The 23257-nt window shown below is 72.2% G+C and carries 20 protein-coding genes; 13 read left to right on the forward strand and 7 right to left on the reverse strand.

The annotated features are described in order from the left end of the window. The first annotated feature begins 11 nt into the window (after window positions 1-11). Window positions 12-1211: a zinc-binding metallopeptidase family protein gene (locus HNQ01_RS01540; RefSeq protein ID WP_173803543.1), complete on the forward strand. Its 1200-nt coding sequence runs from the start codon at window positions 12-14 to the stop codon at window positions 1209-1211. Here the strand turns inward: HNQ01_RS01540 and HNQ01_RS01545 are convergent. The 3 genes from HNQ01_RS01545 to HNQ01_RS01555 all read right to left on the reverse strand — a co-directional run bounded on the left by HNQ01_RS01545 (window position 1174) and on the right by HNQ01_RS01555 (window position 5282). Continuing rightward, window positions 1174-3477, reverse strand: coding sequence for a putative bifunctional diguanylate cyclase/phosphodiesterase (locus HNQ01_RS01545; RefSeq protein WP_173803544.1), 2304 nt, complete (start codon window positions 3475-3477; stop codon window positions 1174-1176). The genes HNQ01_RS01540 and HNQ01_RS01545 overlap by 38 nt on opposite strands. A gap of 102 nt (window positions 3478-3579) precedes the next feature. After that, window positions 3580-4827, reverse strand: a complete 1248-nt coding sequence (locus HNQ01_RS01550; RefSeq protein ID WP_173803545.1) for an NAD(P)/FAD-dependent oxidoreductase — start codon at window positions 4825-4827, stop codon at window positions 3580-3582. Window positions 4828-4850: 23 nt separating this feature from the next. After that, on the reverse strand, window positions 4851-5282 hold the full coding sequence (locus HNQ01_RS01555) for a cupin domain-containing protein (protein ID WP_037483281.1): 432 nt from the start codon (window positions 5280-5282) through the stop codon (window positions 4851-4853). 205 nt (window positions 5283-5487) lie between these two features. On the opposite strand from HNQ01_RS01555, the gene HNQ01_RS01560 reads away from it, so the two are divergent. Together HNQ01_RS01560 and HNQ01_RS01565 are read left to right on the forward strand one after the other, a co-directional pair. Beyond that, window positions 5488-5913, forward strand: coding sequence for a TraR/DksA family transcriptional regulator (locus HNQ01_RS01560; protein ID WP_173803546.1), 426 nt, complete (start codon window positions 5488-5490; stop codon window positions 5911-5913). A gap of 63 nt (window positions 5914-5976) precedes the next feature. Further along, on the forward strand, window positions 5977-8394 hold the full coding sequence (locus tag HNQ01_RS01565; RefSeq protein WP_217427361.1) for a patatin-like phospholipase family protein: 2418 nt from the start codon (window positions 5977-5979) through the stop codon (window positions 8392-8394). A 22-nt stretch (window positions 8395-8416) separates the two neighbouring features. Here the strand turns inward: HNQ01_RS01565 and HNQ01_RS01570 are convergent, their stop codons facing one another. Further along, window positions 8417-9475: a LacI family DNA-binding transcriptional regulator gene (locus HNQ01_RS01570; protein WP_286180387.1), complete on the reverse strand. Its 1059-nt coding sequence runs from the start codon at window positions 9473-9475 to the stop codon at window positions 8417-8419. Next, complete coding sequence (gene yihA / locus HNQ01_RS01575) at window positions 9450-10208, reverse strand: ribosome biogenesis GTP-binding protein YihA/YsxC (protein ID WP_173803547.1); 759 nt, start codon at window positions 10206-10208, stop codon at window positions 9450-9452. Before yihA ends, HNQ01_RS01570 begins: the two co-directional genes overlap by 26 nt. A gap of 70 nt (window positions 10209-10278) precedes the next feature. Here yihA and HNQ01_RS01580 point away from each other — a divergent pair, with 70 nt between their 5' ends. The 10 genes from HNQ01_RS01580 (at window position 10279) to lipA (ending at window position 20704) form a co-directional block, all read left to right on the forward strand. Then, a complete protein-coding gene (locus HNQ01_RS01580; RefSeq protein WP_173803548.1) occupies window positions 10279-10911 on the forward strand; it encodes a c-type cytochrome in 633 nt (210 codons plus the stop codon). Window positions 10912-11037: 126 nt separating this feature from the next. After that, window positions 11038-13143, forward strand: a complete 2106-nt coding sequence (locus HNQ01_RS01585) for a cytochrome c biogenesis protein ResB (protein ID WP_173803549.1) — start codon at window positions 11038-11040, stop codon at window positions 13141-13143. Window positions 13144-13171: 28 nt separating this feature from the next. Then, window positions 13172-14542 carry a c-type cytochrome biogenesis protein CcsB gene (gene ccsB, locus HNQ01_RS01590; RefSeq protein ID WP_173803550.1) on the forward strand — a complete coding sequence of 457 codons (1371 nt, stop codon included), beginning with the start codon at window positions 13172-13174 and terminating at the stop codon, window positions 14540-14542. Window positions 14543-14619: 77 nt separating this feature from the next. Beyond that, complete coding sequence (locus HNQ01_RS01595) at window positions 14620-15021, forward strand: hypothetical protein (protein WP_173803551.1); 402 nt, start codon at window positions 14620-14622, stop codon at window positions 15019-15021. Window positions 15022-15081: 60 nt separating this feature from the next. Then, the gene (gene msrP / locus HNQ01_RS01600) at window positions 15082-16098 is read left to right on the forward strand and encodes a protein-methionine-sulfoxide reductase catalytic subunit MsrP (protein ID WP_173803552.1); all 1017 of its coding nucleotides are present in this window, start codon (window positions 15082-15084) and stop codon (window positions 16096-16098) included. Next, window positions 16098-16733 (forward strand): protein-methionine-sulfoxide reductase heme-binding subunit MsrQ, encoded by a 636-nt coding sequence (locus HNQ01_RS01605; protein WP_173803553.1) that lies wholly within the window; start codon window positions 16098-16100, stop codon window positions 16731-16733. Before msrP ends, HNQ01_RS01605 begins: the two co-directional genes overlap by 1 nt. Before the next feature lie 136 nt (window positions 16734-16869). Next, complete coding sequence (locus tag HNQ01_RS01610) at window positions 16870-18084, forward strand: hypothetical protein (protein WP_173803554.1); 1215 nt, start codon at window positions 16870-16872, stop codon at window positions 18082-18084. Window positions 18085-18291: 207 nt separating this feature from the next. Further along, complete coding sequence (locus tag HNQ01_RS01615; RefSeq protein WP_173803555.1) at window positions 18292-18834, forward strand: hypothetical protein; 543 nt, start codon at window positions 18292-18294, stop codon at window positions 18832-18834. A gap of 176 nt (window positions 18835-19010) precedes the next feature. Continuing rightward, a complete protein-coding gene (lipB, locus tag HNQ01_RS01620) occupies window positions 19011-19628 on the forward strand; it encodes a lipoyl(octanoyl) transferase LipB (protein WP_286180409.1) in 618 nt (205 codons plus the stop codon). A gap of 83 nt (window positions 19629-19711) precedes the next feature. Beyond that, window positions 19712-20704: a lipoyl synthase gene (gene lipA, locus HNQ01_RS01625; protein WP_173803557.1), complete on the forward strand. Its 993-nt coding sequence runs from the start codon at window positions 19712-19714 to the stop codon at window positions 20702-20704. 46 nt (window positions 20705-20750) lie between these two features. Here the strand turns inward: lipA and HNQ01_RS01630 are convergent, their stop codons facing one another. Beyond that, window positions 20751-21440, reverse strand: a complete 690-nt coding sequence (locus HNQ01_RS01630; RefSeq protein ID WP_173803558.1) for a carbonic anhydrase — start codon at window positions 21438-21440, stop codon at window positions 20751-20753. A 63-nt stretch (window positions 21441-21503) separates the two neighbouring features. Further along, window positions 21504-23255, reverse strand: a complete 1752-nt coding sequence (locus HNQ01_RS01635) for an ABC transporter ATP-binding protein/permease (RefSeq protein ID WP_173803559.1) — start codon at window positions 23253-23255, stop codon at window positions 21504-21506. Between the last annotated feature and the right edge of the window lie 2 nt (window positions 23256-23257).

Here is a 23257-nt window from a genome sequence, read left to right on the forward strand (position 1 = left end):
AGGACGCAATGATGGACGGATTCCTGTCGCGGCTGGGACGACAGATCGCCGACCGCTGGCGCACGCAGCGCCAGCCGCGGACACCTCGCGCGTACCGCTGCCTGTGCGGCGCGGCCGTGTTCTTCCGTAACAGCACCTGCCTGGCCTGCGGCCGCGGCCTGGGCTTCGATCCGGCCGGGCGCACGCTGCTGGCGCTGGAGCCCGACCGCGAGGACGCCGGCCTGTGGCTGGAGGCGCGGCCGGCCTCTGCGCTGCACCTGCGCTCGGCGCGGCGCTGGCGGCGCTGCGCCAACGCGGTGTCGGCGGCCGGCTGCAACTGGCTGGTGCCCGACGAGGAGCGCACCGGCGCGGGCGAGCGGCCGGCGTTCTGCATCGCCTGCCGGCTCAACCGCGTCATACCGGACCAGACCTTCGAGACCAACCAGCGCGACTGGGGCCTGATCGAGCAGGCCAAGCGCCGGCTGGTGTCGCAGCTGCTGGCGCTGGGGCTGCCGGTGCAGTCGCGCCTGGCCGGTGCCGGCGGTGAGGACACCGCGCGCGGTCTGGCCTTCGACTTCCTGCGCCCGGTCGGCGGCGTGCCGGTGATGACCGGCCACGCCGGCGGCATCGTCACGCTCAACGTCGACGAGGCCGACGACCCGACGCGCGAGCGCATCCGCGCCAGCCTGCGCGAGCCCTATCGCACGCTGCTGGGCCACCTGCGCCACGAGGTCGGCCATTACTACTGGGACCGCCTGGTGGCCGGCAGCGACTGGATCGGTCCGTTTCGTGCCGCCTTCGGCGACGAGCGGGCCGACTACGGCGCGGCGCTGGAGCGCCACTACCGGCTCGGTCCGGCGGCGGACTGGGCGCAGTGGCATGTCAGCGCCTACGCCGCCAGCCACCCGTGGGAGGACTGGGCCGAGACCTGGGCGCACTACCTGCACATGGTCGACACGCTCGACACCGGCCTGAGCTTCGGGCTGGACGCCGACGATGTCGAGGTCGACGTGGCGCTGTTCGACGCCACGGTGCTGGAGTCGCCCGATGCGGACTTCCTGCGCCTGGTCAACGCCTGGGTCGAGCTGACCGCGCTGCTCAACGAGCTCTCGCGCAGCATGGGCGAGCCGGACTTCTATCCCTTCGTGCTGGCGCCGGCGGTGGTGCGCAAGCTCCACCTGGTGCACCGCATCGTCATGCGGGCAGCAGCGGCGCCGGGACAGCCGGCGTGATCCGTGCGGCGACATGCTCGCCGAAGGCCTGCGGCGGCATCGGGCGGCCGTAGAGCCAGCCCTGCGCCAGCTCGCAGCCCTGCTCGCGCAGGAAGGCGGCCTGCTCCTCGGTCTCGACGCCCTCGGCGACCAGGCCGAGCTTCAGGCTGTGGCCCATCAGGATGATCGCGCGCACGATGCCGGCGCGGTCCGGCCGGGTGGTGATGTCGCGCATGAAGGACTTGTCGATCTTCAGCGTGCCGATCGGGTAGCGCGTCAGGTAGCCCAGCGCCGAATAGCCGGTGCCGAAGTCGTCGATCGCCAGCGTCAGGCCCAGTGCGCGCAGGCCGTTGAGGATGTCCTCGGCCTGGTTGCGCTCGTCGAGCAGCAGCCGCTCGGTGATCTCCAGCTCGATCCACTCCGGGCGGCAGGCGCTGGCGTCGAGCGCATCGCGCACCGTCTGCACCAGGTCATGGTTCATGAACTGGCGCGGCGACAGGTTGATGGCGATGCGCAGCGGATCGCCGGCCGGGCGCTCGCGGTTCCAGGCGGCCGCGGCGGCGCAGGCCTGCTGCAGCACCCAGGTGCCGATCGGCACGATCAGGCCGCAGTCCTCGGCCACCGGGATGAAGCGGTCGGGCGGCACCATGCCGCGCTCCGGATGCTTCCAGCGCAGCAGCGCCTCGGCGCCGACGATGTGCGCGTCGCCGAGGCCGACCTTGGGCTGGTAGTGGAGCTCGAACTGGCCCTCGGCGATCGCGCGGCGCAGGTCGGCCTCGAGCGCGAGGCGCTCGCGAGCGCGCTCCGACAGCGATTCAGAGTGGAACTCGTGGCGCGAACGGCCGCGCGCCTTGGCCTCGAACAGCGCGGTGTCGGCCTGGCGCATCAGCAGTTCCGGCTCCGACAGCGTCTGACCTTCGCCCACCGTGGCGATGCCGATGCTGGCCGACACGAAGACCTCCTGGCCGTCGATCTCGTAGGGCTGGGACAGCGCCTCGACGATGCGCCGGGCGATGCGCTCGAGCGTCTCGCGCTCGAGCGCGTTGTGCACCAGCACCGCGAACTCGTCGCCCCCCAGGCGCGCCACCGTGTCGCGCTCGCGCAGGCAGCGCAGCAGGCGCTGCGCCGCGGCGACCAGCAGCCGGTCGCCGGCGGCGTGGCCGAGCGTGTCGTTGACGTTCTTGAAATGGTCCAGGTCCAGCATCAGCACCGAGCTGACCGGCTGCTCGCGCAGCCGCGCCTGGAAGCCGGCGCGGTTGATCAGGCCGGTCAGCGTGTCGCGGAAGGCCAGGTCGTGCAGGTCGCGCTGGGTGGTCTTCAGCTCGGTGATGTCCTGCGTCGTCGTCATCGTGAAGCGCGCGCGCCCGTCCGCCCCGTACTCGAAGCGGTGCACGACGCGCAGGTCGCGCAGGCCGTCGGGGCCGTCGATGCGGGTGTCGAAGTGCAGTTCGGCCTCGCCGCGCTGCATCGCCTCGCGGGTCAGCGCCTGCACCCGGTCACGGTCGCAGGCGACGACGCGGGCCCACAGCGGCGACAGGTCGCCGACCGTCTCGCTGTCGATGCCGAACTGGCGCCGTGCATGCGCCGACAGCGTCGCGGTCCGCGCGCGGTGGTCCCACAGCACATGGCCCATGCGGCCGACCCGCTCGGCGTCCTCGAGCCGGCTGACCAGCAGCTCGCGGTCGCGCCGGCCGTCGTGCAGCGCCTGCATCGCGCGGCTGGTGCGCCCGGGGCCCTTGACCATCACCAGATGCAGGTACCACAGCAGCGCCAGGCCGAGGAAGAGGTGGGCCGAGTCGCCCGCCAGCACCAGCGAGATCGACAGCGGCCCGAGCGCGAGCGTGCCGAAGACCGGCAGCGTGCCCTGCACCATGCCGGTCAGCGCGGCACTGCCGGCGCACACGCCCATCAGCGTGAACAGGATGATGATCTGGTGCAGCGGGTTCGCGCTCTGCCCGAAGAACAGGCCGAGCGCGCCCCAGGCCAGGCCGCTGAAGACGGTCTGCACCAGCGCGATGTGGCGCCAGGTGGGGCTGCTCCAGCGCCGCCGGCCGCCGCCGCGCAGATAGAACCAGGTCAGCGCGAGGCGGGCCGCCATCACCAGCTCGGTCATCAGCACCCAGGCCGGCAGCGCCGGGCCCGGCACCGAGTCGCGGATCACCAGACCGACGGCCGCGGCCACGACCATGCCGGAGCCGAGCGTCAGCGGCGACTCCTCGTAATGCATGTCGATCAGGCTGCGCTCCCAGGCGTCGTCGGCCTGGGGCGGGTGCGGTGTGCTGCTCATGATGCCGGGGCCGAGGCCCGTCTGTCCCTGGCGGGACATCGGCCATGGCGCCGGAAACTGGAGCCCGCGCCCGGGCGGGAGGGGGCTGGGCCGGCGATCCGCTCAGCGGGTCAGCAGCCGCAGCATGCCGCGCAGCGACACCAGATGGCCGGGATTGGCGGTCTCGTCGAGCACGCCGCTCATGCGCCGCAGCAGGCGCGGGCTGCGGCGGGCGCGCCAGATGACCAGATCGGCCAGCCAGGGGTGGCGGTTGACGCTGTTGGCCCGCTCGTAGAGCGCGAACTTCGGCTTCAGCGCCGCCAGCCGGGTCGCGTAGTCCTGCCGGATCGCCGCCTCGTCCCGGCCGGTGCGCTCGCCCGCCAGCAGCGTGTCGGCGGCCAGGATGCCGGTCTCGAGCGCCTTGCCGATGCCCTCGCCGGTGAAGTCGTAGGTCGAGCCGAGCGCCTCGCCGGTGGCGATCAGGCCGGCGCGGCCCTCGTGCCGTGCGCCCTCGAGCGTGCAGCGCAGCGGTGCGCCCTTCAGGCCGCCCAGCAGCTCGCCGCCATCCATCAGCCGGCGCGCCGGTTCGTAGACCCGGGTGAAGTCGTCGAACATCTGGCGCAGGTTGGCGTCGGCAGCGCGGTCGCGGCCGTCGTCGCCGCGGCGGAAGAAGGCGCCCACGCCGATGTTCCAGGTTGCCTCGCCGCAGGGGAAGATCCAGCCGTAGCCCGGGCGCAGCGCGCGGTCCCAGACGACGTCCATCGTCGCGAGCTGCCCGGCCAGCGCCGGATTGCGCACATGGCCGCGCAGCGCGATGCCGCTGGGCGTGCGCCGGGTGCACAGGCCGGTGGCGACCATCGGCCCGACCGTGGCGCCGGTGGCCAGCACCACCCAGCGCGCGTGCACCTCGTGCGTCAGGTCGCCCTGGCGCAGCCGCGCGCCGACGACCCGGCCGCCGGCCTCGATCACCGCATCGAAGCGCACCGGCGTGACCCGCCGCGCGCCGGCGTGCTCGGCGTGCCGCACCAGCAGGAAATCGAGCTGCCGGCGCGGCAGCACCGCCAGCGTGCCGGGCACGTCGACCTGCCCGCCGCGTGGCGCCACGCAGCGCACATGGCTGACCCGCGTCGCATGGCGCATCACCTCGTCGAGCAGGCCCAGCCGGGCCAGCGCCGCGTGCGCGTCCGGGATCAGCCCGTCGCCGCAGACCTTGTCCCGGGGAAAGTCATGCTGGTCGACCAGGCAGACCTGCAGCCCCGCGCCGGCCAGCACCGTGGCGCAGGCGCTGCCGGACGGGCCGGCACCGATGATCAGCACGTCGCAGGCATCCGGCAGCGTGCCGGTGGGGGCGGGTTCGGGCAGGCTCAGCATGAGCCCGATTCTAGGCAGCGCGACTAGGCAGCGCGAATGGCGCGCAGCGTGTCGAGCGTGATGTCGGCGATCACCGTGCCGTCGTCGGCCAGGATCTCGTAGAGCTTCTGGCCGGGCTCCGGGCGCATGCTGAACAGCACGATCGCGTCCTGGTCCGGGCCGCCGCCCTCGCGGTGCGGCACCTCGCTGGCGGGCGAGACGGTCAGCGTGCCGGCCGGGCGGATCTCGCGCAGCGCGCCGTCGGCCTCGTACAGCCGGTGCTCGCCCTGGATCACGAAGGTGTGGTTGGCGGCGAGGTGGCGGTGCAGCACGATCTGCTGCCCGGCCGAGAAGCGGAACAGCACGTCGGCGATGCCGCGCGGCTCGTCGATGTGCAGGATCGAGAACAGGAAGTGTGGCATGTCGCCGAAGGGCATCCAGCGCACCTGGCGGTCATCGAAGCGGGCGGGGGGCATGGGCAGTCTCCTCTCGGGGTGGATCACGCCGGGATTGGAGCGCGCGGGCCGGCCGGCCGTCCCGGGCAGGCTGCCCGCCCAGGCCGGGGCAGTCTGCCTCGCGCAGGTCGCGCGGCTTGAGCGGGATCAGTCTGGCCGCACCGCGACGGTGCGACGATGGTCGCGAGGCGGGTGCTGCTCGCCGCTGTCCAGGAGATCCGACGCCATGACCACGCTTGCCCGTTCCCCCGTTTCCGCCGCTGCCGCGCTCGATGCCGCGCAGCGGGGTTCGCTGTGCGAGGTGCTGCTGGCGCGCCGTCAGGCGCTGCTGGACTCGCTGGCGCTGCACACCGGCGGCGAGAGCCGCGCCCAGCATGCGCGCGAGCTGCTGCAGCAGGACAGCGACGATGCTCGCGAGCACGCCGCCGACCGCGAGGTCGATCTGGCCTTCACCGATCAGGTGCGGCTCGAGCTGGCCACGATCGGCCAGGCGCTGCAGCGCCTCGACGCCGGCGACTACGGCCAGTGCGTCGACTGCGGCGAGGCCATCGCGCTCGAGCGGCTGAAGGTGCAGCCGCAGGCGCTGCGCTGCATCGGCTGCGCCGGCCAGCGCGAGGCCCGCTCCGGCGGCGTCGGCGCGGCCACGCTCTGACGCGCGGACACGCGAACCGGCCCGTCCGGGCCGGCGGCACAATCCGGCCCCATGATGGGGCTGATGTCGTCTGTTCTGGCCCGGCGCCTGCGCCGGCTCCGGTGCCTGCCGGCCGCGGCGGCCGCGCTGCTGCTGGGCGGCGTGCTGGCGGCCGTGCCGGTGCGGGCCCAGGTCGGCCAGCCCGATCCGGGATCGGCGTCGGATCCTGAGCCGGTCGCGGCCGCGGCGGCGCTGCCGCCGGGACCGGTCGAGCTGGCCGGGCCGCAGCTCGGGCGCCCGCGCGTCGGGCTGGTGCTGTCGGGCGGGGGCGCACGCGGCCTGGCCCATGTCGGCGTGCTGAAGGTCTTCGAGCGTGCGCACGTTCCTGTCGACGCGATCGCCGGCACCTCGATGGGCGCGATCATCGGCGGCCTGTACGCCAGCGGCATGGGCGCGGTCGAGATGGAGCGCGAGCTGGGCGCGATCGACTGGGGTGCGATGTTCGCCAACCGGCTGCCGCGCGAGAGCCTGAGCCAGCGCCGCAAGGAGGAGGACTTCGAGATCTCGCCGGCGATCGAGGTCGGCCTGAGCCGCATCGGCAGCGAGCCGATGCTGCCGATCGGCTCGGTGTCAAGCCGCGAGCTCGAGCTGCTGCTGCGCCGCCACACGCTGGCGGTGCGCCGCGCGCCGAGCTTCGATGGCCTGCCGATCCCGTTCCGCGCGGTCGCCACCGACATGGAATCGGGCGAGGCGGTGGTCTTCCGCGACGGCGACCTGGCACAGGCGCTGCGCGCGAGCATGTCGGTGCCCGGCGTGTTCGCGCCGATCGAGGTCGACGGGCGCATCCTCGGCGACGGCGGGCTGGTCGACAACCTGCCGGTCGACGTCGCGCGAGCGATGGGCGTCGACCTGATCATCGCCGTCAACATCGGCACGCCGCTGGCCGGGCGCGACACGCTGGGCACCGTCACCGGCGTGACGACGCAGATGATCAACATCCTGACCGAGCAGAACGTGCAGCGCTCGCTGGCGCTGCTCGATCCGGCGCGCGACGTGCTGATCGCGCCGCCGCTGGGGCGGCTGACCTCGGCGAGCTTCGACCGCGCGGCCGACCTGGTCGCTGCCGGCGAGGAGCATGCCGAGCGCATGCTGCCGCGGCTGGCGGCGCTGCGGCTCGGCGAGGCCGACTGGCTCGCGCACCGCCGCGCGCAGGCTCGCCCGGGCGATCCGCCCGAGCCGATCGCCTCGGTGCGCTTCGAGGGCCAGGATCTGACGCAGCCGCAGCGGCTCTCGCCGGTGATGACGGTGCGTCCGGGCCAGGACTTCTCGGTCGAGCGGGTCGAGCGCGACAGCCGGGTGCTGGCCGCCAGCGGCGACTATCTGCATGTCGACTACCGTGTCGAGGACCTGCCGGCCGGCACCGGCCTGGTCTACCGCGTCGAGGAGAAGCCCTGGGGCCCGAACTATTTCCGCCTGGGGCTGGCGCTGCAGAGCGACTTCGCCGGCCGGGGCGAGTTCAACGCGCTGCTCAGCCACAACCGCCACTGGCTCGACGACAGCGGCAGCGAGTGGCGCAACCGCATCCAGATCGGCTCGGTGCCGCGCTGGTTCAGCGAGCTGTACGTGCCGCTGGGGGCGGGCAGCGGCCCGGCCAGCGACTGGTTCGTCGCGCTGCACGGCGACGCGTCGCGCCGGCGCCAGACGCTGTACGAGCCGGTCGGCGCCACCGACAGCGGCCGCGATCCGGTGGTCGCCGGCCGCCAGCTCCGGGCCGCCGCCGAGGTGGGCGTCGACCTCGGCCAGCCGCTGGGCGAGCTCGGCGAGTGGCGCGTGGGCCTGACGCAGCAGCTGCTGCGGGTGCAGCCGGAAAGCCAGGATGCCGTCGGCGCGTCCCGCACCGGCACGGTGCTGCAGGCGCTGCGCGCCGAGGAGCAGGCGCTGCAGACCACGCTGGTGATGGACCAGCTCGACCACGCGAGCTTTCCGCGCCAGGGCTGGCGGGTGCGGCTGGCGGCGCAGACCGGCCGGCGCCGCGTCTACGACACCGCCTCCGGCGAGGACTTCGGTCCCTTCCACCGGGTCGAGGCCGACCTGACCCGCGTCGCCAGCGCCGGCCGCCAGACGCTGGAGACGACGCTGAAGCTGCGCCATGCGCGCCAGCCCCAGCCCGACGGGGTCGCCGGGCACTACCTGCTGGGCGGCTTCCACAACCTCTCGGGCTACGAGAGCGACCAGCTCTCCGGCAACGACACGCTGCTGGCGCGGCTGACCTGGTCGGTGCGGCTGACCGGTCAGCCGGTGCTCACCCGCGGCATCTTCGCCGGCGTGACGCTGGAGGCGGGCAATGCCTGGCTGGCGCCGGCCTCGATGCGGCTGTCGCAGCTGCGCTGGGGCACCAGCGCCTTCGTCGCCGCCGACACCGGGCTGGGGCCGCTCTATCTCGGCCTGACCTGGGCCCCGCTGGGGCGGCCGGGCGTGACGCTGATGCTGGGCCGGCCATGAGCGTCGCGGCCGCGGCGGGCGTTCAGCGCATCGAGCTCTGGCGCACCACCAGCTCGACCGGCAGCGTGCGCGGCGGCGCGTCGCGGCCGGCGACCCGCTCGAGCAGCGCCTCGACCATCTCGACGCCGGCGCGCGCCACCGGCTGGCGCACCGTCGTCAGCGGCGGGTCGGCGTGGCTGGCCCACTCGATGTCGTCGTAGCCGACCACCGCGACATCGCGCGGCACCTCGCGGCCGTGCAGCCGCAGCACCGGCACCACCGCGGTGGCCAGCACGTCGGAGCAGGCCACCACCGCATCGAAGTCGACGCCCTGCTCGAGCAGCCGGCCGACCTCGGTGCGCGCGCGCGCTGCGTCGAATCCGACCGCCAGCACCCGGCAGGCCTCGGGACCGAGCCCGGCCTCGGCCAGCTCCTGCTGGTGGCCGCGCAGGCGCAGCGCCGATTCCGGCGTGGTCGGATCGCCCAGGAAGACGAAGCGCCGGCAGCCGCGCTCGATCAGGTGCCGGGTGGCCATGCGCCCGCCGCCGAGGTTGTCGCCGCCGACCGAGCAGTAGCGCTGCTGCGGCAGCTGTGCGCCCCAGACCACCAGCGGCACGCCCTGGTCGGCCAGGCGGTTGAGCTGCTCGTGGCTGTGCCACTGGCCGATCATGATGATGCCCAGCGCGGTGCCGCTGTCGTACGACTGCGAGGCCGTCTCGAGCTGGTCGGCGTCGATGCGCGACACCAGCATGTCGTGGCCGCGGTCGGTCAGCGCGTCGGCCAGGCTGCCCAGCATCGACAGGAAGAAGGGGTCCGAGACATGCAGCCGCGTCTGCCGGTCGTACGGAATGACGACCGCGACGGTGCGGTTGTGGCGCAGCCGCAGGTTCTTCGCGCTGACGTTGATGGTGTAGTTCAGCGAGCGCGCCAGCTCGGTGATGCGCTGGCGCGTGGCGGCGCTGACCTCGGTGCTGCCGTTGAGCGCGCGCGAGACGGTGGCCACCGACACGCCCGCGATGCGGGCGATGTCGGCCATCTGCAGCCGTCCCGGGCGCGCCGGCGCGGCCGGCCCGGGTTCAGGGCCGGTCGGCGGCAGGCTCATCGTCGGCCTCGTCGGCGGGGGCGGGCGGGGGCACGAAGTCGGGCAGCACCACGGCCTGGCTGGCCCAGTGCTGCAGCGTCTCGGCCGCGTCGCCGACACCGAGCCGGCTCAGCGAGGAGAACAGCGTGATGCCGATGTCGGCCTCGTCGGTCGACAGCTCGGCCAGCACCGCCTGCGCGCGGCGCAGCGACTCGGCCTGTTCCTTGCGGTTGAGCTTGTCGGCCTTGGTCAGCAGCACCAGCAGCTTGACCTCGCCGTTGCCGATGCGCGGCGCGACGAAGCTCAGCAGCTGGCGGTCCAGGTCGGTGAAGCCGTGGCGCGAGTCGACCATCTGCACGACACCGGCGAGGTTGCGGCGGATCTCGAGGTAGCGCGCCATCACTTCCTGCCAGCGCAGCTTGGACTGGCGCGCCACCGCCGCATAGCCGTAGCCGGGCAGGTCGGCCCACAGCGCCTGGGGCGCGTCGCGCGGACCGACCTCGAACAGGTTGATGTGCTGGGTGCGTCCAGGGGTCTTGGAGGCGTAGGCGAGCTGGCGCTGCTGCGCCAGCGTGTTGATCGCGGTCGACTTGCCGGCGTTGGAGCGTCCGACGAAGGCGATCTCGGGCAGTTCATGGGCCGGCAGCTGGTCAAGACGGCTGGCCGTCGTGAGGAAGCGGGCGGTGTGAGTCCAGGCGAGGGCCGCGCGCGTGGCGTCGGCGCCACCCGGGGGCGGTGTGGTGGTGGGGCTCATCGTGCGGCATTGTAAAATCGGCCGGTTTTACCGTCTGCCAATCCTCCGCCAGCCTCTGGGCCGCTTCATCATGAAATCGCACGTCAAGTCGCTCCTTGCCCTGCTCGCGGCGGCCGTCATGGCCACCCCGCTTGCCGCCTCCGAGTCCAAGCCTGCAGCCAAGGCCGACCTGGTCAAGGGCGAAGCCATTTCCGCCCAGGTCTGCTCCGCCTGCCACACCGCCGACGGCTCGCGCGGCGTCGCGACCAACCCGATCCTGCAGGGCCAGCACCCCGAATACCTGGTCAAGCAGCTGACCGAGTTCAAGGCCGGCAAGCGCGCCAGCGCGGTGATGAACGGCATGGCCGCGCCGCTGAGCGACGAGGACATGAAGAACGTCGCGGCCTTCTACGCCAGCAAGGAAGCCAAGCCGGGTGCGGCCAAGAGCCAGGAACTCGTCGCCCTGGGCGAGAAGATCTATCGTGGCGGCATCGCCGATCGCAAGGTCCCGGCCTGCGCCGGCTGCCACAGCCCGACCGGTGCCGGCATCCCGGCCCAGTACCCGCGTCTGGCCGGCCAGCATTCGGACTACACCGAACTGCAGCTGAAGAACTTCCGCGACGGCATCCGCAAGAACAACACCGTGATGAGCGGCGTGGCGGCGAAGATGAACGACCGCGAGATCAAGGCCGTCGCCGACTACGTGTCCGGTCTGCACAACTGAGGCCTGCGGGCCGGCGACCCGCTTCGAGGGTCGTCTCGTTGACGAAGATCAAAAGGGCCGGTCAATGACCGGCCTTTGTGCATCTTTACACTGCCTTCAGCCTCCCGTTCCCATAATCCGCCCGCCATGTCTTCTTCCACTGCCGGTCTCGAGATCCGTCGCGGTTCGCGCTGGGTGCAGGAGAGCGTCGAGCTGCTGTCGTCGATGCGCTTCGCCATCGCGCTGCTCACGATCATCTGCATCGCCTCGGTGATCGGCACCGTGGTCCAGCAGCACCAGCCGCCGGTCAACTACGTCAACCAGTTCGGTCCGTTCTGGGCCGAGGTGTTCGGTCGCCTGGGCCTGTACGCGGTCTACAGCGCCGGCTGGTTCCTGCTGATCCTGGCCTTCCTGGTGCTGTCGACCAGCCTGTGCATCGCGCGCCACACCCCGAAGATCCTCGCCGACCTGCGCACGACGAAGGAGGGCATCCGCGAGAGCGCGCTGCAGGCCTTCCACCACAAGGCGCGAGGTGAGCTGGCGCTCACCCGGGATCAGGCGCTGGCGCGGGTGCACGAGCTGCTGGCGGGCGCGGGCTGGAGCGGCAAGGCGCAGGTGCGCGAGGGCGGCGTGATGGTCGCCGCGCGCCAGGGCGCCACCAACAAGCTGGGCTACATCGCCGCGCACGGCGCGATCGTGCTGATCTGCATCGGCGGCCTGTTCGACGGCGACCTGATCGTGCGCGCGCAGATGGCGCTGCTGGGCAAGACGCCCTTCACCGGCGGCGGGCGCATCAGCGAGATCGGCGCCGGGCACCGCCTGTCGCCGGCCAATCCGACCTTCCGCGGCAACCTCTTCGTGCCCGAGGGGGCGTCGGCCGGCACCGCGGTCATCAACCTGACCGACGGCGTCGTGCTGCAGGACCTGCCGTTCCAGATCGAGCTGAAGAAGTTCGTCGTCGAGTACTACGACACCGGCATGCCCAAGCTCTTCGCCAGCGACATCGTCGTGCACGATGCCGACGGCACGAAGACCGTCGCCAAGGTCAAGGTCAACGAGCCCTTCATCCACAAGGGCATCGCGATCTACCAGTCCAGCTTCGAGGACGGCGGCTCGCGGCTGACGCTGACCGGCCGGCCCTTCGGCCGGCCCGGCGCGCCCTTCGAGATCAAGGGCGAGGTCGGCGGCGTGACGACGCTGAGCAAGGGCAGCGACCCGAAGGACGCGCTGCAGCTCGAGTTCACCGGCCTGCGCGTCATCAACGTCGAGAACATGGCGGCCGAATCGGCCTCGGGCGCGGACGTGCGCAAGGTCGACCTGGCCGGCTCGCTGGGCGAGCACCTCGGCTCGGGCGCGCGCCCGTCCGGCGACAAGAAGCTGCGCAACGTCGGCCCGTCGGTGGTCTACAAGCTGCGCGACGCCTCGGGCCAGGCCCGCGAGTACAGCAACTACATGCTGCCGGTCGATCTCGACGGCCAGAAGGTCTTCCTGGCGGGCATGCGCGACTCGCCCGACCAGCCCTTCCGCTACCTGCGCATTCCCGCCGACGACCGCGACACGATCGGCGACTGGATGGACCTGCGTGCCGCGCTGGCCGACCCGGCCAGCCGCGCCGAGGCCGCGCGCCGCTATGTGCGCAAGGTCTCGCCCGAGGGCAAGCCGGAGCTGGCCACCCAGCTCGAGGCCTCGGTGCTGCGCGCGCTGACCCTGTTCTCCGGCGACGAGGTGGTGCGCAAGGACGCGCCCAGCGCCGGGCTGATCGCGCTGCAGGACTTCATCGAGACCGGCGTGCCCGAGGCCGACCGCGCGCGTACCTCCGAGGTGCTGATCCGCATCCTCAACGGCGGCCTGTTCGAGCTGCTGAACCTGGTGCGCGAGCGCGGCGGCCACGCGGCGCTGCAGCCCGGCGAGGCCACGCAGCGCTTCATGAGCCAGACGGTGCTGTCGCTGTCGGACTCCTTCGCGTACTCCGCGCCGGTGCTGCTGAGCCTGAGCGGCTTCGAGCAGGTGCAGGCCAGCGTGTTCCAGGTCACCCGCGCGCCGGGCAAGACGCTGGTCTACGCCGGCTGCGTGCTGCTGGCCATCGGCGTGTTCGCGATGCTCTACATCCGGGAACGCCGGCTGTGGATCTGGATCGAAGGTCCGGCCGACGCGACGTCGACCACCGTGACGATGGCGCTGTCGGCCACCCGCCAGACGCTGGACAACGACAAGGAATTCGACGCGCTGGCGTCGAGGATGCTGAAGACCTGACCGGAGCGATGCCCGCCCGCCTGCCGCCATGAACACCACCACCGCGTCCCCGCCCTCCACGACGACGACGACGCTGACGCTCGGCCGGGCGTCCTTCTTCGCCTCGCGCAGTCTCTACGACTGGCTCTACGCGCTGCTGCTGCTGGCCGGCGCGGCCTTCGTCTGGCAGCGCTACGGCGCGGCGATGAACGACTACGAGGAAGGCATCCTGGTCGGCGCCGTGCCGAGCCTGATCGCGCTGGGCTGGTTCTGGGGGCCGCTGCGCACGCTCAGCCTGGGCGTGAGCGCGGCCACGCTGCTGGCGATCTCGCTGTACATGCGCCACACCGACGCCTTCGGCGCCGACCTGGCCGCGGCCGAGCGCATCTTCTGGCTGAAGTACATGCTCTCCAGCCAGAGCGCGATCCTGTGGATGGGCGTGCTGGTGTTCATGAGCACGATCACCTACTGGATCGGCCTGCTCTCGGGCAGCGCCACCGCGCAGCGCATCGGCTCCTGGCTGGCCTGGGGCTCGGTGTTCATGGCGCTGACCGGCACCTTCGTGCGCTGGTTCGAGAGCCACCAGATCGGCCCGGACATCGGTCACATCCCGGTCAGCAACCTGTACGAGGTCTTCGTGCTGTTCGTCTGGCTGACGACGCTGATCTACCTCTACTACGAGCAGCGCTACGCCACGCGCTCGCTGGGCGCCTTCGTGATGCTGGTGGTCAGCGCGGCGGTCGGCTTCCTGGTCTGGTACACGCTGGCGCGCGGCGCCCACGAGATCCAGCCGCTGGTGCCGGCGCTGCAGAGCTGGTGGATGAAGATCCACGTGCCGGCGAACTTCGTCGGCTACGGCACCTTCGCGATGTCGGCGATGATCGCGCTGGCCTATCTGGTCAAGACCGCGCCGGCGCGCTCGCTGTGGACCGGCCTGGTCGGCGTGCCGGGGGCGGTGATGCTGGTGCTGGTGGCCTTCTGGGCGGTCGGCGGCGTGTCCGAGCCGGTCGCGCAGGCGCTGCTGAAGACGATGCGCATGCTCGGCGGCTGCCTGGCGCTGTTCGCCTTCACCATCCTGGCGCGAGGCGTGATCGACCGCCACACGCCGGAGCCCGAGGTGCTCGACGACGTCATGTACCGCGCGATCGCGCTGGGCTTCGCCTTCTTCACGATCGCCACCATCCTGGGCGCCTTCTGGGCCGCCGAGGCCTGGGGCGGCTACTGGAGCTGGGACCCGAAGGAGACCTGGGCGCTGATCGTCTGGCTGAACTACGCGGCGTGGCTGCACATGCGCCTGGTCAAGGGCCTGCGCGGCCGTGTCGCCGCCTGGTGGGCGCTGGCGGGCCTGGTGGTGACGACCTTCGCCTTCCTCGGCGTCAACATGTTCCTGACCGGCCTGCATTCCTACGGCGAGCTGTGAGGCCGGGGGCCCGGCCGGTCGCGCCGCTTCAGGCGACCGGCCGGCACGCCGATAGCGGGGGCAGAGAGGTTCCCGCCATGCCCCATGTCCTGCGCGACGCTGCCGGCCGCATCGCCAGCGTCCACCGCGATCCGGTTCCCGGCGCCGAGATGGTGCCGCCCGATCATCCCGAACTGCGCGAGCTGCTCGGCGAGACGGCCAGCCAGGCCGCCTTCGCCAGCCTGGATGCCGGCCTGATCCGGGTGCTCGAGGATCTGGTCGACGTGCTGGTGGCCCGCAACATCATCTGCATCACCGACCTGCCGCCCGAGGCGCAGCACAAGCTCTTCGACCGCAAGAACTTCCGCGACCGCTTCCAGCGCAACGCGCTGCAGCTCTGGGGCGACGGGCCCTCGACCGCCTTCGACGGCGACACGCTGATCCCCACGATCGGCGGGGACGCCCCGGCAGCGCCCCGTCCGCGTCGCAGGCCGCTGTAAGAATCGGGCGTCTTCCCCGACAGAAGGGGCGTCACCCTGCTGTCAGCCCTGGAGCGCCCGATGCCCGTCCGACCCCACGCCCATTCCGATCACGGATTCATTCATCCGCGGTCCAGCGAGATCACGCCCCGCGAGGTCCACGACCGCCGCCGCGACTGGCTGCGCCAGATCGCGGCCGGTGCGGGCGGCCTGGCGCTGGCGGGCTGGGCCGGGCGCGAGGCGCTGGCGCAGCCGGCCTCCGCACCCGCCCGGCCGGGGCGGCTGGCCGCGCTGCCGGGCGCGCGCAGCGCGGTGGCCGGCGCCACGACGATGGAACGCGCGACCGCCTACGCCGACCTCACCGCCTACAACAACTTCTACGAGTTCGGCACCGACAAGGCCGATCCGGCGCGGCTGGCCGGACGGCTGCAGACCCGGCCGTGGAGCGTCGTCGTCGACGGCGAGGTGAAGCGGCCGCAGACGCTGGATCTGGACGCGCTGCTGCGCCTGGCGCCGATGGAGGAGCGCATCTACCGGCTGCGCTGCGTCGAGGGCTGGTCGATGGTGATCCCGTGGGTCGGCTGGTCGCTGGCCGAACTGATCCGCCGCGTCGAGCCGACCGGCAACGCCCGGTATGTCGAGTTCCACACGCTGGCCGATCCGAAGCAGATGCCCGGCGTGGCGTCGCGGGTGCTCGACTGGCCCTATGTCGAGGGCCTGCGCCTGGACGAGGCGATGCATCCGCTGACGCTGCTGGCCTTCGGCCTCTACGGCGAGGTGCTGCCCAACCAGAACGGCGCGCCGGTGCGGCTGGTGGTGCCGTGGAAATACGGCTTCAAGAGCGCCAAGTCGATCGTGCGCATCCGCTTCACCGAGCGCCAGCCGCAGACGGCCTGGAACCGCTCGGCGCCGCAGGAGTACGGCTTCTATTCCAACGTCAACCCGGAGGTCGACCACCCGCGCTGGAGCCAGGCCACCGAGCGGCGCATCGGCGAGGACGGCCTGTTCGCGCGCAAGCGCCCGACGCTGCCGTTCAACGGCTACGGCGCGCAGGTGGCCTCGCTGTACGCAGGCATGGACCTGAAGAAGTCCTTCTGATGACCGCGCCTGCGCTTGCCCGCCTCGACGCGGCGCTGCGCCGGCCGGGGGCCAAGTTCGCCGTCTGGCTGCTGTGCCTGCTGCCGCTGCTGGGCTGGGTCGTGCGCGGCAGCACCGGCTGGGCCGGCGGCCTGGGCGTCAATCCGGCCGAGACGCTGCTGCGCGGCACCGGCAGCTGGACGCTGAACCTGCTGCTGATCGGGCTGGCGCTGACGCCGCTGCGGCGCCTGTCCGGTCTGAACGGCCCGATGCGCTGGCGCCGCACCGTCGGGCTGTGGGCCTTCGCCTATGCGCTGCTGCATGCGCTGGCCTATGCCTGGCTGGACATGGGCCTGGACCCGGCGGCGATCGCCAGGGATCTGGGCAAGCGGCCCTTCGCGCTGGTCGGCTTCCTGGCCTTCATGCTGCTGCTGCCGCTGGCGCTGACCTCGACCGACCGCGCGATGCGTGCGCTGGGCGGCCGGCGCTGGCAGCGGCTGCACCGGCTGGTCTACCTGATCGCGCCGCTCGGGCTGCTGCATCTGGCCTGGATGCGGGCCTCGAAGGGCCGGCTGGCCGAGATCGCGCCCGAGGCGCTGGTGCTGGCGCTGCTGCTGGGCCTGCGCTGGATCCGGGTGCGTCATTCCCGCCACTGAAGGAACACGATCCCCCTTGTCTGCGGTCTTGATCTGGCTTGAAATCGGATCCGACTGTGACAGAGTTGGCAAATTTGTTGACACATCTTTCAGGCATCCTTAGGATTGTTTGTAACAAGTTGTCAGGGAATGGATCGTGAATGTCGCCACCGAAGAAGAGGATCTGGCCTCGCAGCCGCCCTGGGACCTGATCGCCCTGCTGGTCCTGGCCTTCATCGTGCTGGGCTGGATGGCGCTGGCGGTGTCCTACAACCCGAGCCACGGTGCGCAGGGCGCGTTCGAGCGGCTGCACAGCGTCGAGCTGCTGCAGTTCCGCACGCTGCCGTGGCGCACCTTCCTGCTGGAGATGCACGGGCGCTACGGGCCGGTCTTCTACGCGCTGATCGGGGCGCTGGGCCTGCCGCTCGAGAGCGCGCGCGCCGTCGGGCTGGTGATGCATCTGGCCTCGACGCTGCTGGTGCTGCAGCTGGCGCTGCACCTGGGCACGAGCTGGTGGCGCGCCTCGCTGCTGGCGACCGCCTTCTTCGCGTCGCCCTTCCAGTTCGGCCCGGCGCTGTGGGGGCATCCGGAGGCGATGGCGACGCTGCTGCTGGTGCTGGGCATCGTCGTGCCGCGCCTGGGTGACGGCACGCACCGGCGCGCCTCGGTCGTGCTGCTGCCGCTGACCGTGACCGTGGATCCGTCGGGCACCGCACTGGTGGCCTCGTCCTGTCTGGACGACCTGCGCCAGCGCCGCTGGGTCGACCTGCTGCCGAAGGCGGCCGCCGCGCTGCTGGCGCTGGCGCTGCTCGGCCTGGCCTGGGGCGGGGTGGCGCCGCCGCTGCTGCACGAGCCGGCCCGCGAGCCCAGCCTGCGCGCCTTCCTGATCGCGCTGGCGCTGCTGGTGCTCGGGCTGCATGCCGGCGACCGGATCAACCGCCGCGCCGGCACGGCGGTGCTGCTGCAGCGCTTCCTGATGCTGTGGCCGCTGGTGGTCGTGCTGTACGGGCTGTCGCCGGCGCTGCCGGCCGGCGGCTTCGTGTTCTCGCGCATCGACCGCCTCGAGAGCGCGCAGCTCGTGCCGAACCTGCTGAGCCCGGCGCTGATCGCCGCGGTGCTGGCGTGGAGCTGGAACTCGCTGCGCGACTACCGGCTGTCGAGCGCGCAGATCCTGGTCTGCGCGGCGGCGCTGTCGCTCGGCGGGGCGCTCTACCTGAAGGACGTCGACTTCTTCTTCTGGCCGCTGCTGCTGATGCGCCTGGTGCGCTGGGGCGGGCGGCGGCCGGCGCTGCGCGAGTCGCTGCTGCTGGCGGCGATCGCCTGGACCGTGGTCGGGCTGACGCTGGCGACGCTGTCCTATCCGATGTCCTGAGCCGCTCGGCGCTCCCGGGGCGTTCTTGAGGGGCGGGCAGGCATCGCCGGCGCTCCGGGCGTGCCGATTGCACGCTGGCGCGGCCTGGCTCGGGGCGAACCCTGAGGCAGGGGGGCGCCGGCCCCCGGCGCGCTGCCTACGATGCCCTGGCGTCGAGCGACCGGCATCAGCGTCGCCGACCACGCGGGGGAAACGATGTCGACGAACATGCACAACGAGAGGGCGACGGGCCGGCTGGAGCTCGAAGCCCGTCAGGACGGCTGGATGCAGCGCCTGGAGCGCGCCCGCCAGCAGCGCGATCATCTCGAGATGGCGCGGCTGCTGCTGAAGGCGGCCGACGGCGCGATGACCGAGGCGGTCGAGCACGACGACGAGGAGTCGCTCGAGCATGCGCAGTGGCTGCTGGCGCGCACGCAGCGCTCCGTCGGCGCCACCGGCGGCCATGCCGACGGCATCGCCGCGATGGCCGAGCTGCTCGAGGCGATGGCGCGGCTGCTGCGGATGTGGATCGCGCGCGAGCGGCCGGCCGCCGCGCGCCTGGCCATCGAGCAGGTGCGCGACACCGCCTTCGACCTGGCCCGGCGCGTCGAGCGCTGCGAGGACCTGGGCCTGCGCTGCGCGATGCTGCTGCGTGCGGCCGACGTGCTCGAGCAGGTCGGCGACGCGGTCGACGCGCAGTCGCTGCGCTCGCGCGCCTTCCACCGCCTCGGCAGCGCGATGAGCACGGTCGACATCGCGCTGGCGGCCTGAGCCGGCGCGGGCCGGTCGGCCGAGCCGGCCGGCGATCGCGGTGGGACAATGCCGCGATGACTGCCGCCGATCTGCCTGCCGATCTGTCTGCCGCTTCGACTGCCGATCCTGTCGCCCCAGCCGGTCCGCTGCTGCGCCGGCTCGGCCTGGTCGAGCACGGCCCGACCTTCGACGCGATGCGCGCCTTCACCGAGGCCCGCACGCCCGCCACGCCCGACGAGATCTGGCTGTGCGAGCACCCGCCGGTCTTCACGCAGGGCGTGGCCGGGCGGCCCGAGCATGTGCTGGGCGCCGGCAGCATCCCGGTGGTGGCGACCAACCGCGGTGGCCAGGTCACCTTCCACGGCCCCGGCCAGGTGGTGGCCTACCCGCTGGTCGACCTGCGCCGGCTGGGCATCTTCGTCAAGGAATACGTCTACCGCGTCGAGGAGGCGGCGATCCGCACGCTGGGCGAGTTCGGCGTGACCGGCCACCGCGTCGCCGGCGCGCCCGGCATCTACGTGCGGCTGGACGATCCGTTCGCGCACGGTGCGCTCACCGGACCGGCCGATCCGCGCGACCCCTTCCGCGGCCTGGGCAAGATCTCGGCGCTCGGCATCAAGGTCAGCAACCACTGCACCTACCACGGCGTGGCGCTGAACGTGGCGATGGACCTGGAGCCCTTCGAGCGCATCAATCCCTGCGGCTATCCGGGGCTTCGCACGGTCGACTTGGCTACACTCGGCGTCTCGACCGACTGGGCGACGGCCGCCGACCTGCTGGCCCGCTTCCTCGCCCGTCTGCTGAGCCGCTGAGGGCGACGCCGCCCGCCGGCCACGACGCCTTCCGCCCACCCGCTCCGCCGCCTCTCCATCCCCACCGGGATCCTGGACGCACCATGCCGACCGACAACGTCACCCACACCGCGCAGACCGGCGCGAACTACGACCCGACCGCCAAGCAGAAGGCCGAGGCCAAGACCGCGCGCATCCCGATCAAGATCGTGCCGGCCGAGACGCTGAAGAAGCCCGACTGGATCCGCGTCAAGGCCGGCAGCCCGACCACGCGCTTCTACGAGATCAAGGAGATCCTGCGCGAGCACAAGCTGCACACGGTCTGCGAGGAGGCGAGCTGCCCGAACATCGGCGAGTGCTTCGGCAAGGGCACCGCGACCTTCATGATCATGGGCGACAAGTGCACGCGGCGCTGCCCGTTCTGCGACGTCGGCCACGGCCGCCCGGATCCGCTGGACGTGGACGAGCCGGCCAACCTGGCCAAGACGATCGCGGCGCTGAAGCTGAAGTACGTCGTCATCACCTCGGTCGACCGCGACGACCTGCGCGATGGCGGCGCCGGCCACTACGCCGAGTGCATCCGCGCCACCCGCGAGGCCTCGCCGCAGACGCAGATCGAGGTGCTGGTGCCCGACTTCCGCGGCCGCCTGGACAAGGCGCTGGCGATCCTGAAGGACGCGCCGCCCGACGTCATGAACCACAACATGGAGACCGTGCCGCGCCTGTACAGGGAAGCGCGCCCGGGCGCCGACTACCAGTTCAGCCTGACGCTGCTCAAGCGCTTCAAGGAAGAAGTGCCGAACGTGCCGACCAAGAGCGGCCTGATGGTCGGCCTGGGCGAGACGGACGAGGAGATCCTCGAGGTCATGCGCGACATGCGCGCGCACGACATCGACATGCTGACCATCGGCCAGTACTTGGCGCCGAGCGGCCACCACCTGCCGGTGCGCCGCTACGTGCACCCGGACACCTTCAGGATGTTCGAGACCGAGGCCTACAGGATGGGCTTCACGCACGCGGCCGTCGGGGCGATGGTGCGCTCGAGCTACCACGCCGACCAGCAGGCGGCTCACGCGGGCGTCACGCCGGCGGCCTGACGCTGCTCGGCGAGAAGATCCTGCCGCCGGCCTCGGGCGGGCCTGGTCAGGCCGGCCGCGGGCACGGCGCCATCGGCGGCGGCCCCGGATCGACCGCGGCGCGGTAGGGCCCGGTGCCGGCATGGCTGGACTCGGCCGCGGGCACGAAGCGGCCGTGCTCGACGTCGAAGACATGCACCTCGCCGTCCTCGATGACGTAGTGCCAGCCGTGCAGCGTCAGCCGGCCGGCCTCGACGCGCTCGCGCACCATCGGATAGCTCATCAGCCGCTCGAGCTGCAGCACCACCGCGCGCTGCTCGGTGCGGCGCAGCGCCTCCGGCGAGGGCCGCACCGGCAGCGCCGCGTCGCGGCCGAGCTCCAGCCAGGCGCCGAGGTTGCTCGCGCCGACCGGATGGCCGAAGTAGAGCGCGCGGATGCCGCCGCAGTGGCTGTGGCCGCAGACGATGATGCGCTCGACCTCCAGCGCCAGCACCGCGTACTCGATCGCCGCGGCGGTGCCGTGAAAGCCCGCCGAGCCGTCGTGCGGCGGCACGAAGGCGGCGACGTTGCGGATCATGAACAGCTCGCCCGGGCCGGCCCCGGTCAGCAGGTAGGGCACCAGCCGCGAGTCCGAGCAGCCGATGAACAGCGTCGAGGGCCGCTGCCCCTGGGCGACGAGCTCGTGGAACTGCTCGCGGGAGCCGGGAAAGGTGTCCTCGCGGAAGCGTTTCAGTCGGGCGAGCAGGTCGTCGGGCATCGGCGGGGTTCCTTTCCGGGACGCATCGTAGGCAGCGCCGCCCCCGCCCGGGGCTGATCTGGATCAGGCTGCTTCGGCGCCGCCCTCGCCGAAGCGGTGGCCGCGCGCCGGATGCAGCGACCAGCCGCCGTCGCCATGCAGCCGCAGCACCTGCTGGTGATAGGCCAGCAGCGCCGGCCGGTGGCTGATGCTGACCGGCGTGCTGCCGGCGGCCACCAGCCGCGCGTACAGCAGCGCCTCGTTGGCCGCGTCCAGCGCGCTGGAGGCCTCGTCCAGGATGACGAAGCGAGCCCGCGAGCGCAGGGCCCGCGCGAAGGCCAGGCGCTGCTGCTCGCCGGTCGACAGCACCTTGGCCCAGTCGCGCACCGCGTCGAGCCCGCCGACGCGGTCGGCCAGGTCGGGCAGGTTGACCTCGCGCAGCAGCGCGCGCAGCTCCTCGTCGGGCAGCGGCCGCTCCGGATGCGGGTAGAGCAGCTCGTCGCGCAGCGTGCCGGTGCCCAGGTAGGGGTGCTGCGGCAGGAACATCACCTCGTCGCCGTCGGGCCGGACGATGCGGCCCGAGCCGGTGGTCCACAGCCCGGCGATCGCACGCAGCAGCGAGCTCTTGCCGCAGCCGCTCGGGCCCTCGATCAGCAGGCCGTGGCCGTCGCTGATCGTCAGCGACAGGTCGCGGATCAGCAGGTGCTCGCGCTGCGGCGTCATCACCGCGACATGCTCGAGCGCGAAGTCGCGTCCGGGCAGCGTCTCGATGCGGCTGTCGCTGCGGCCGCCGCCGGCCTCGAGCCGGTCGAGCGCGCGGCTGAACTCGTGCAGCCGGTTCACCCCGGCGCCGAAGCGGCTCAGGCTCTCGAAGTGCTGCACGATCAGCGTCAGCGCGCCCAGGATGGCCGAGAAGGCGCCGGCGGCCTGGATCGCGCGGCCGACCTCCATCTCGCCCGACAGCACCTGGTCGGCGATGATGATGCTGGGCAGCGCCATCGTCAGGAAGCTGTGGCCGTACTGGAACAGGTTCAGGCCGAACTGCCAGCGCAGCACCTGGCGCGCATTGCCGTACAGGCTGGCGAACAGGCCGCGCAGCCGGCCGAGCTCCTCGCGCTCGCCCTCGTGGAAGGCGATCGGCTCGGCATGCTCGCGCAGCCGCACCAGGCCGAAGCGGAAGTCGGCCTCGCGGCGAAGCTGGCGGAAGTTCAGCCCGATCAGCGGCCGCCCGAACACCGCGATCGTGATCCAGGTGCCGGCCACCGCGTAGACGATCAGGAAGGCGACGAGCAGGCGCGAGATCGACCACAGCACGCCGGTGAAGGCCACCAGCTCGATGAGCGCGCCGAGCAGCACCATCAGGAAGTACAGCGACTGGCCGGTGAAGCTGTTGACGTCCTCGGCGATGCGCTGGTCGGGGTTGTCGATCGCCGCGCCGGACTGCTGCGTCAGCCGGTAGAAGGCGCGGTGGCCGAGGTAGCGGCCGAGCAGGTGCGCCGTGAGCCAGCGCCGCCAGCGCAGTCCCAGCGTGTCGCGCACGAAGTAGTAGCAGGCCCACAGCGGCACGGCCACCAGCAGCAGCAGGCTGAACTGGCGGATCGCGCGCCAGAAGCGTTCGGCGTCGCCGGCGGCCAGCGCCGAGGTGAACTCGCCGCTCTGCTGGTTGAACAGCACGTTGAAGCTGGTCTGGCCCAGCAGCAGCACGATCAGCAGCGCCAGCAGGCCGATGGCGCGCGTGCGCTCGGCGCCGCTCCAGTACGGACGGGCCATCGCGACGAAGCGCCACCACAGGCGGCGGTCGACGGGAGGATGGGCGTGGGGGGCGTTTCGGTTCATCG

This window comes from Sphaerotilus uruguayifluvii (assembly GCF_013294065.1).
Taxonomy (GTDB): domain Bacteria; phylum Pseudomonadota; class Gammaproteobacteria; order Burkholderiales; family Burkholderiaceae_C; genus Sphaerotilus; species Sphaerotilus uruguayifluvii.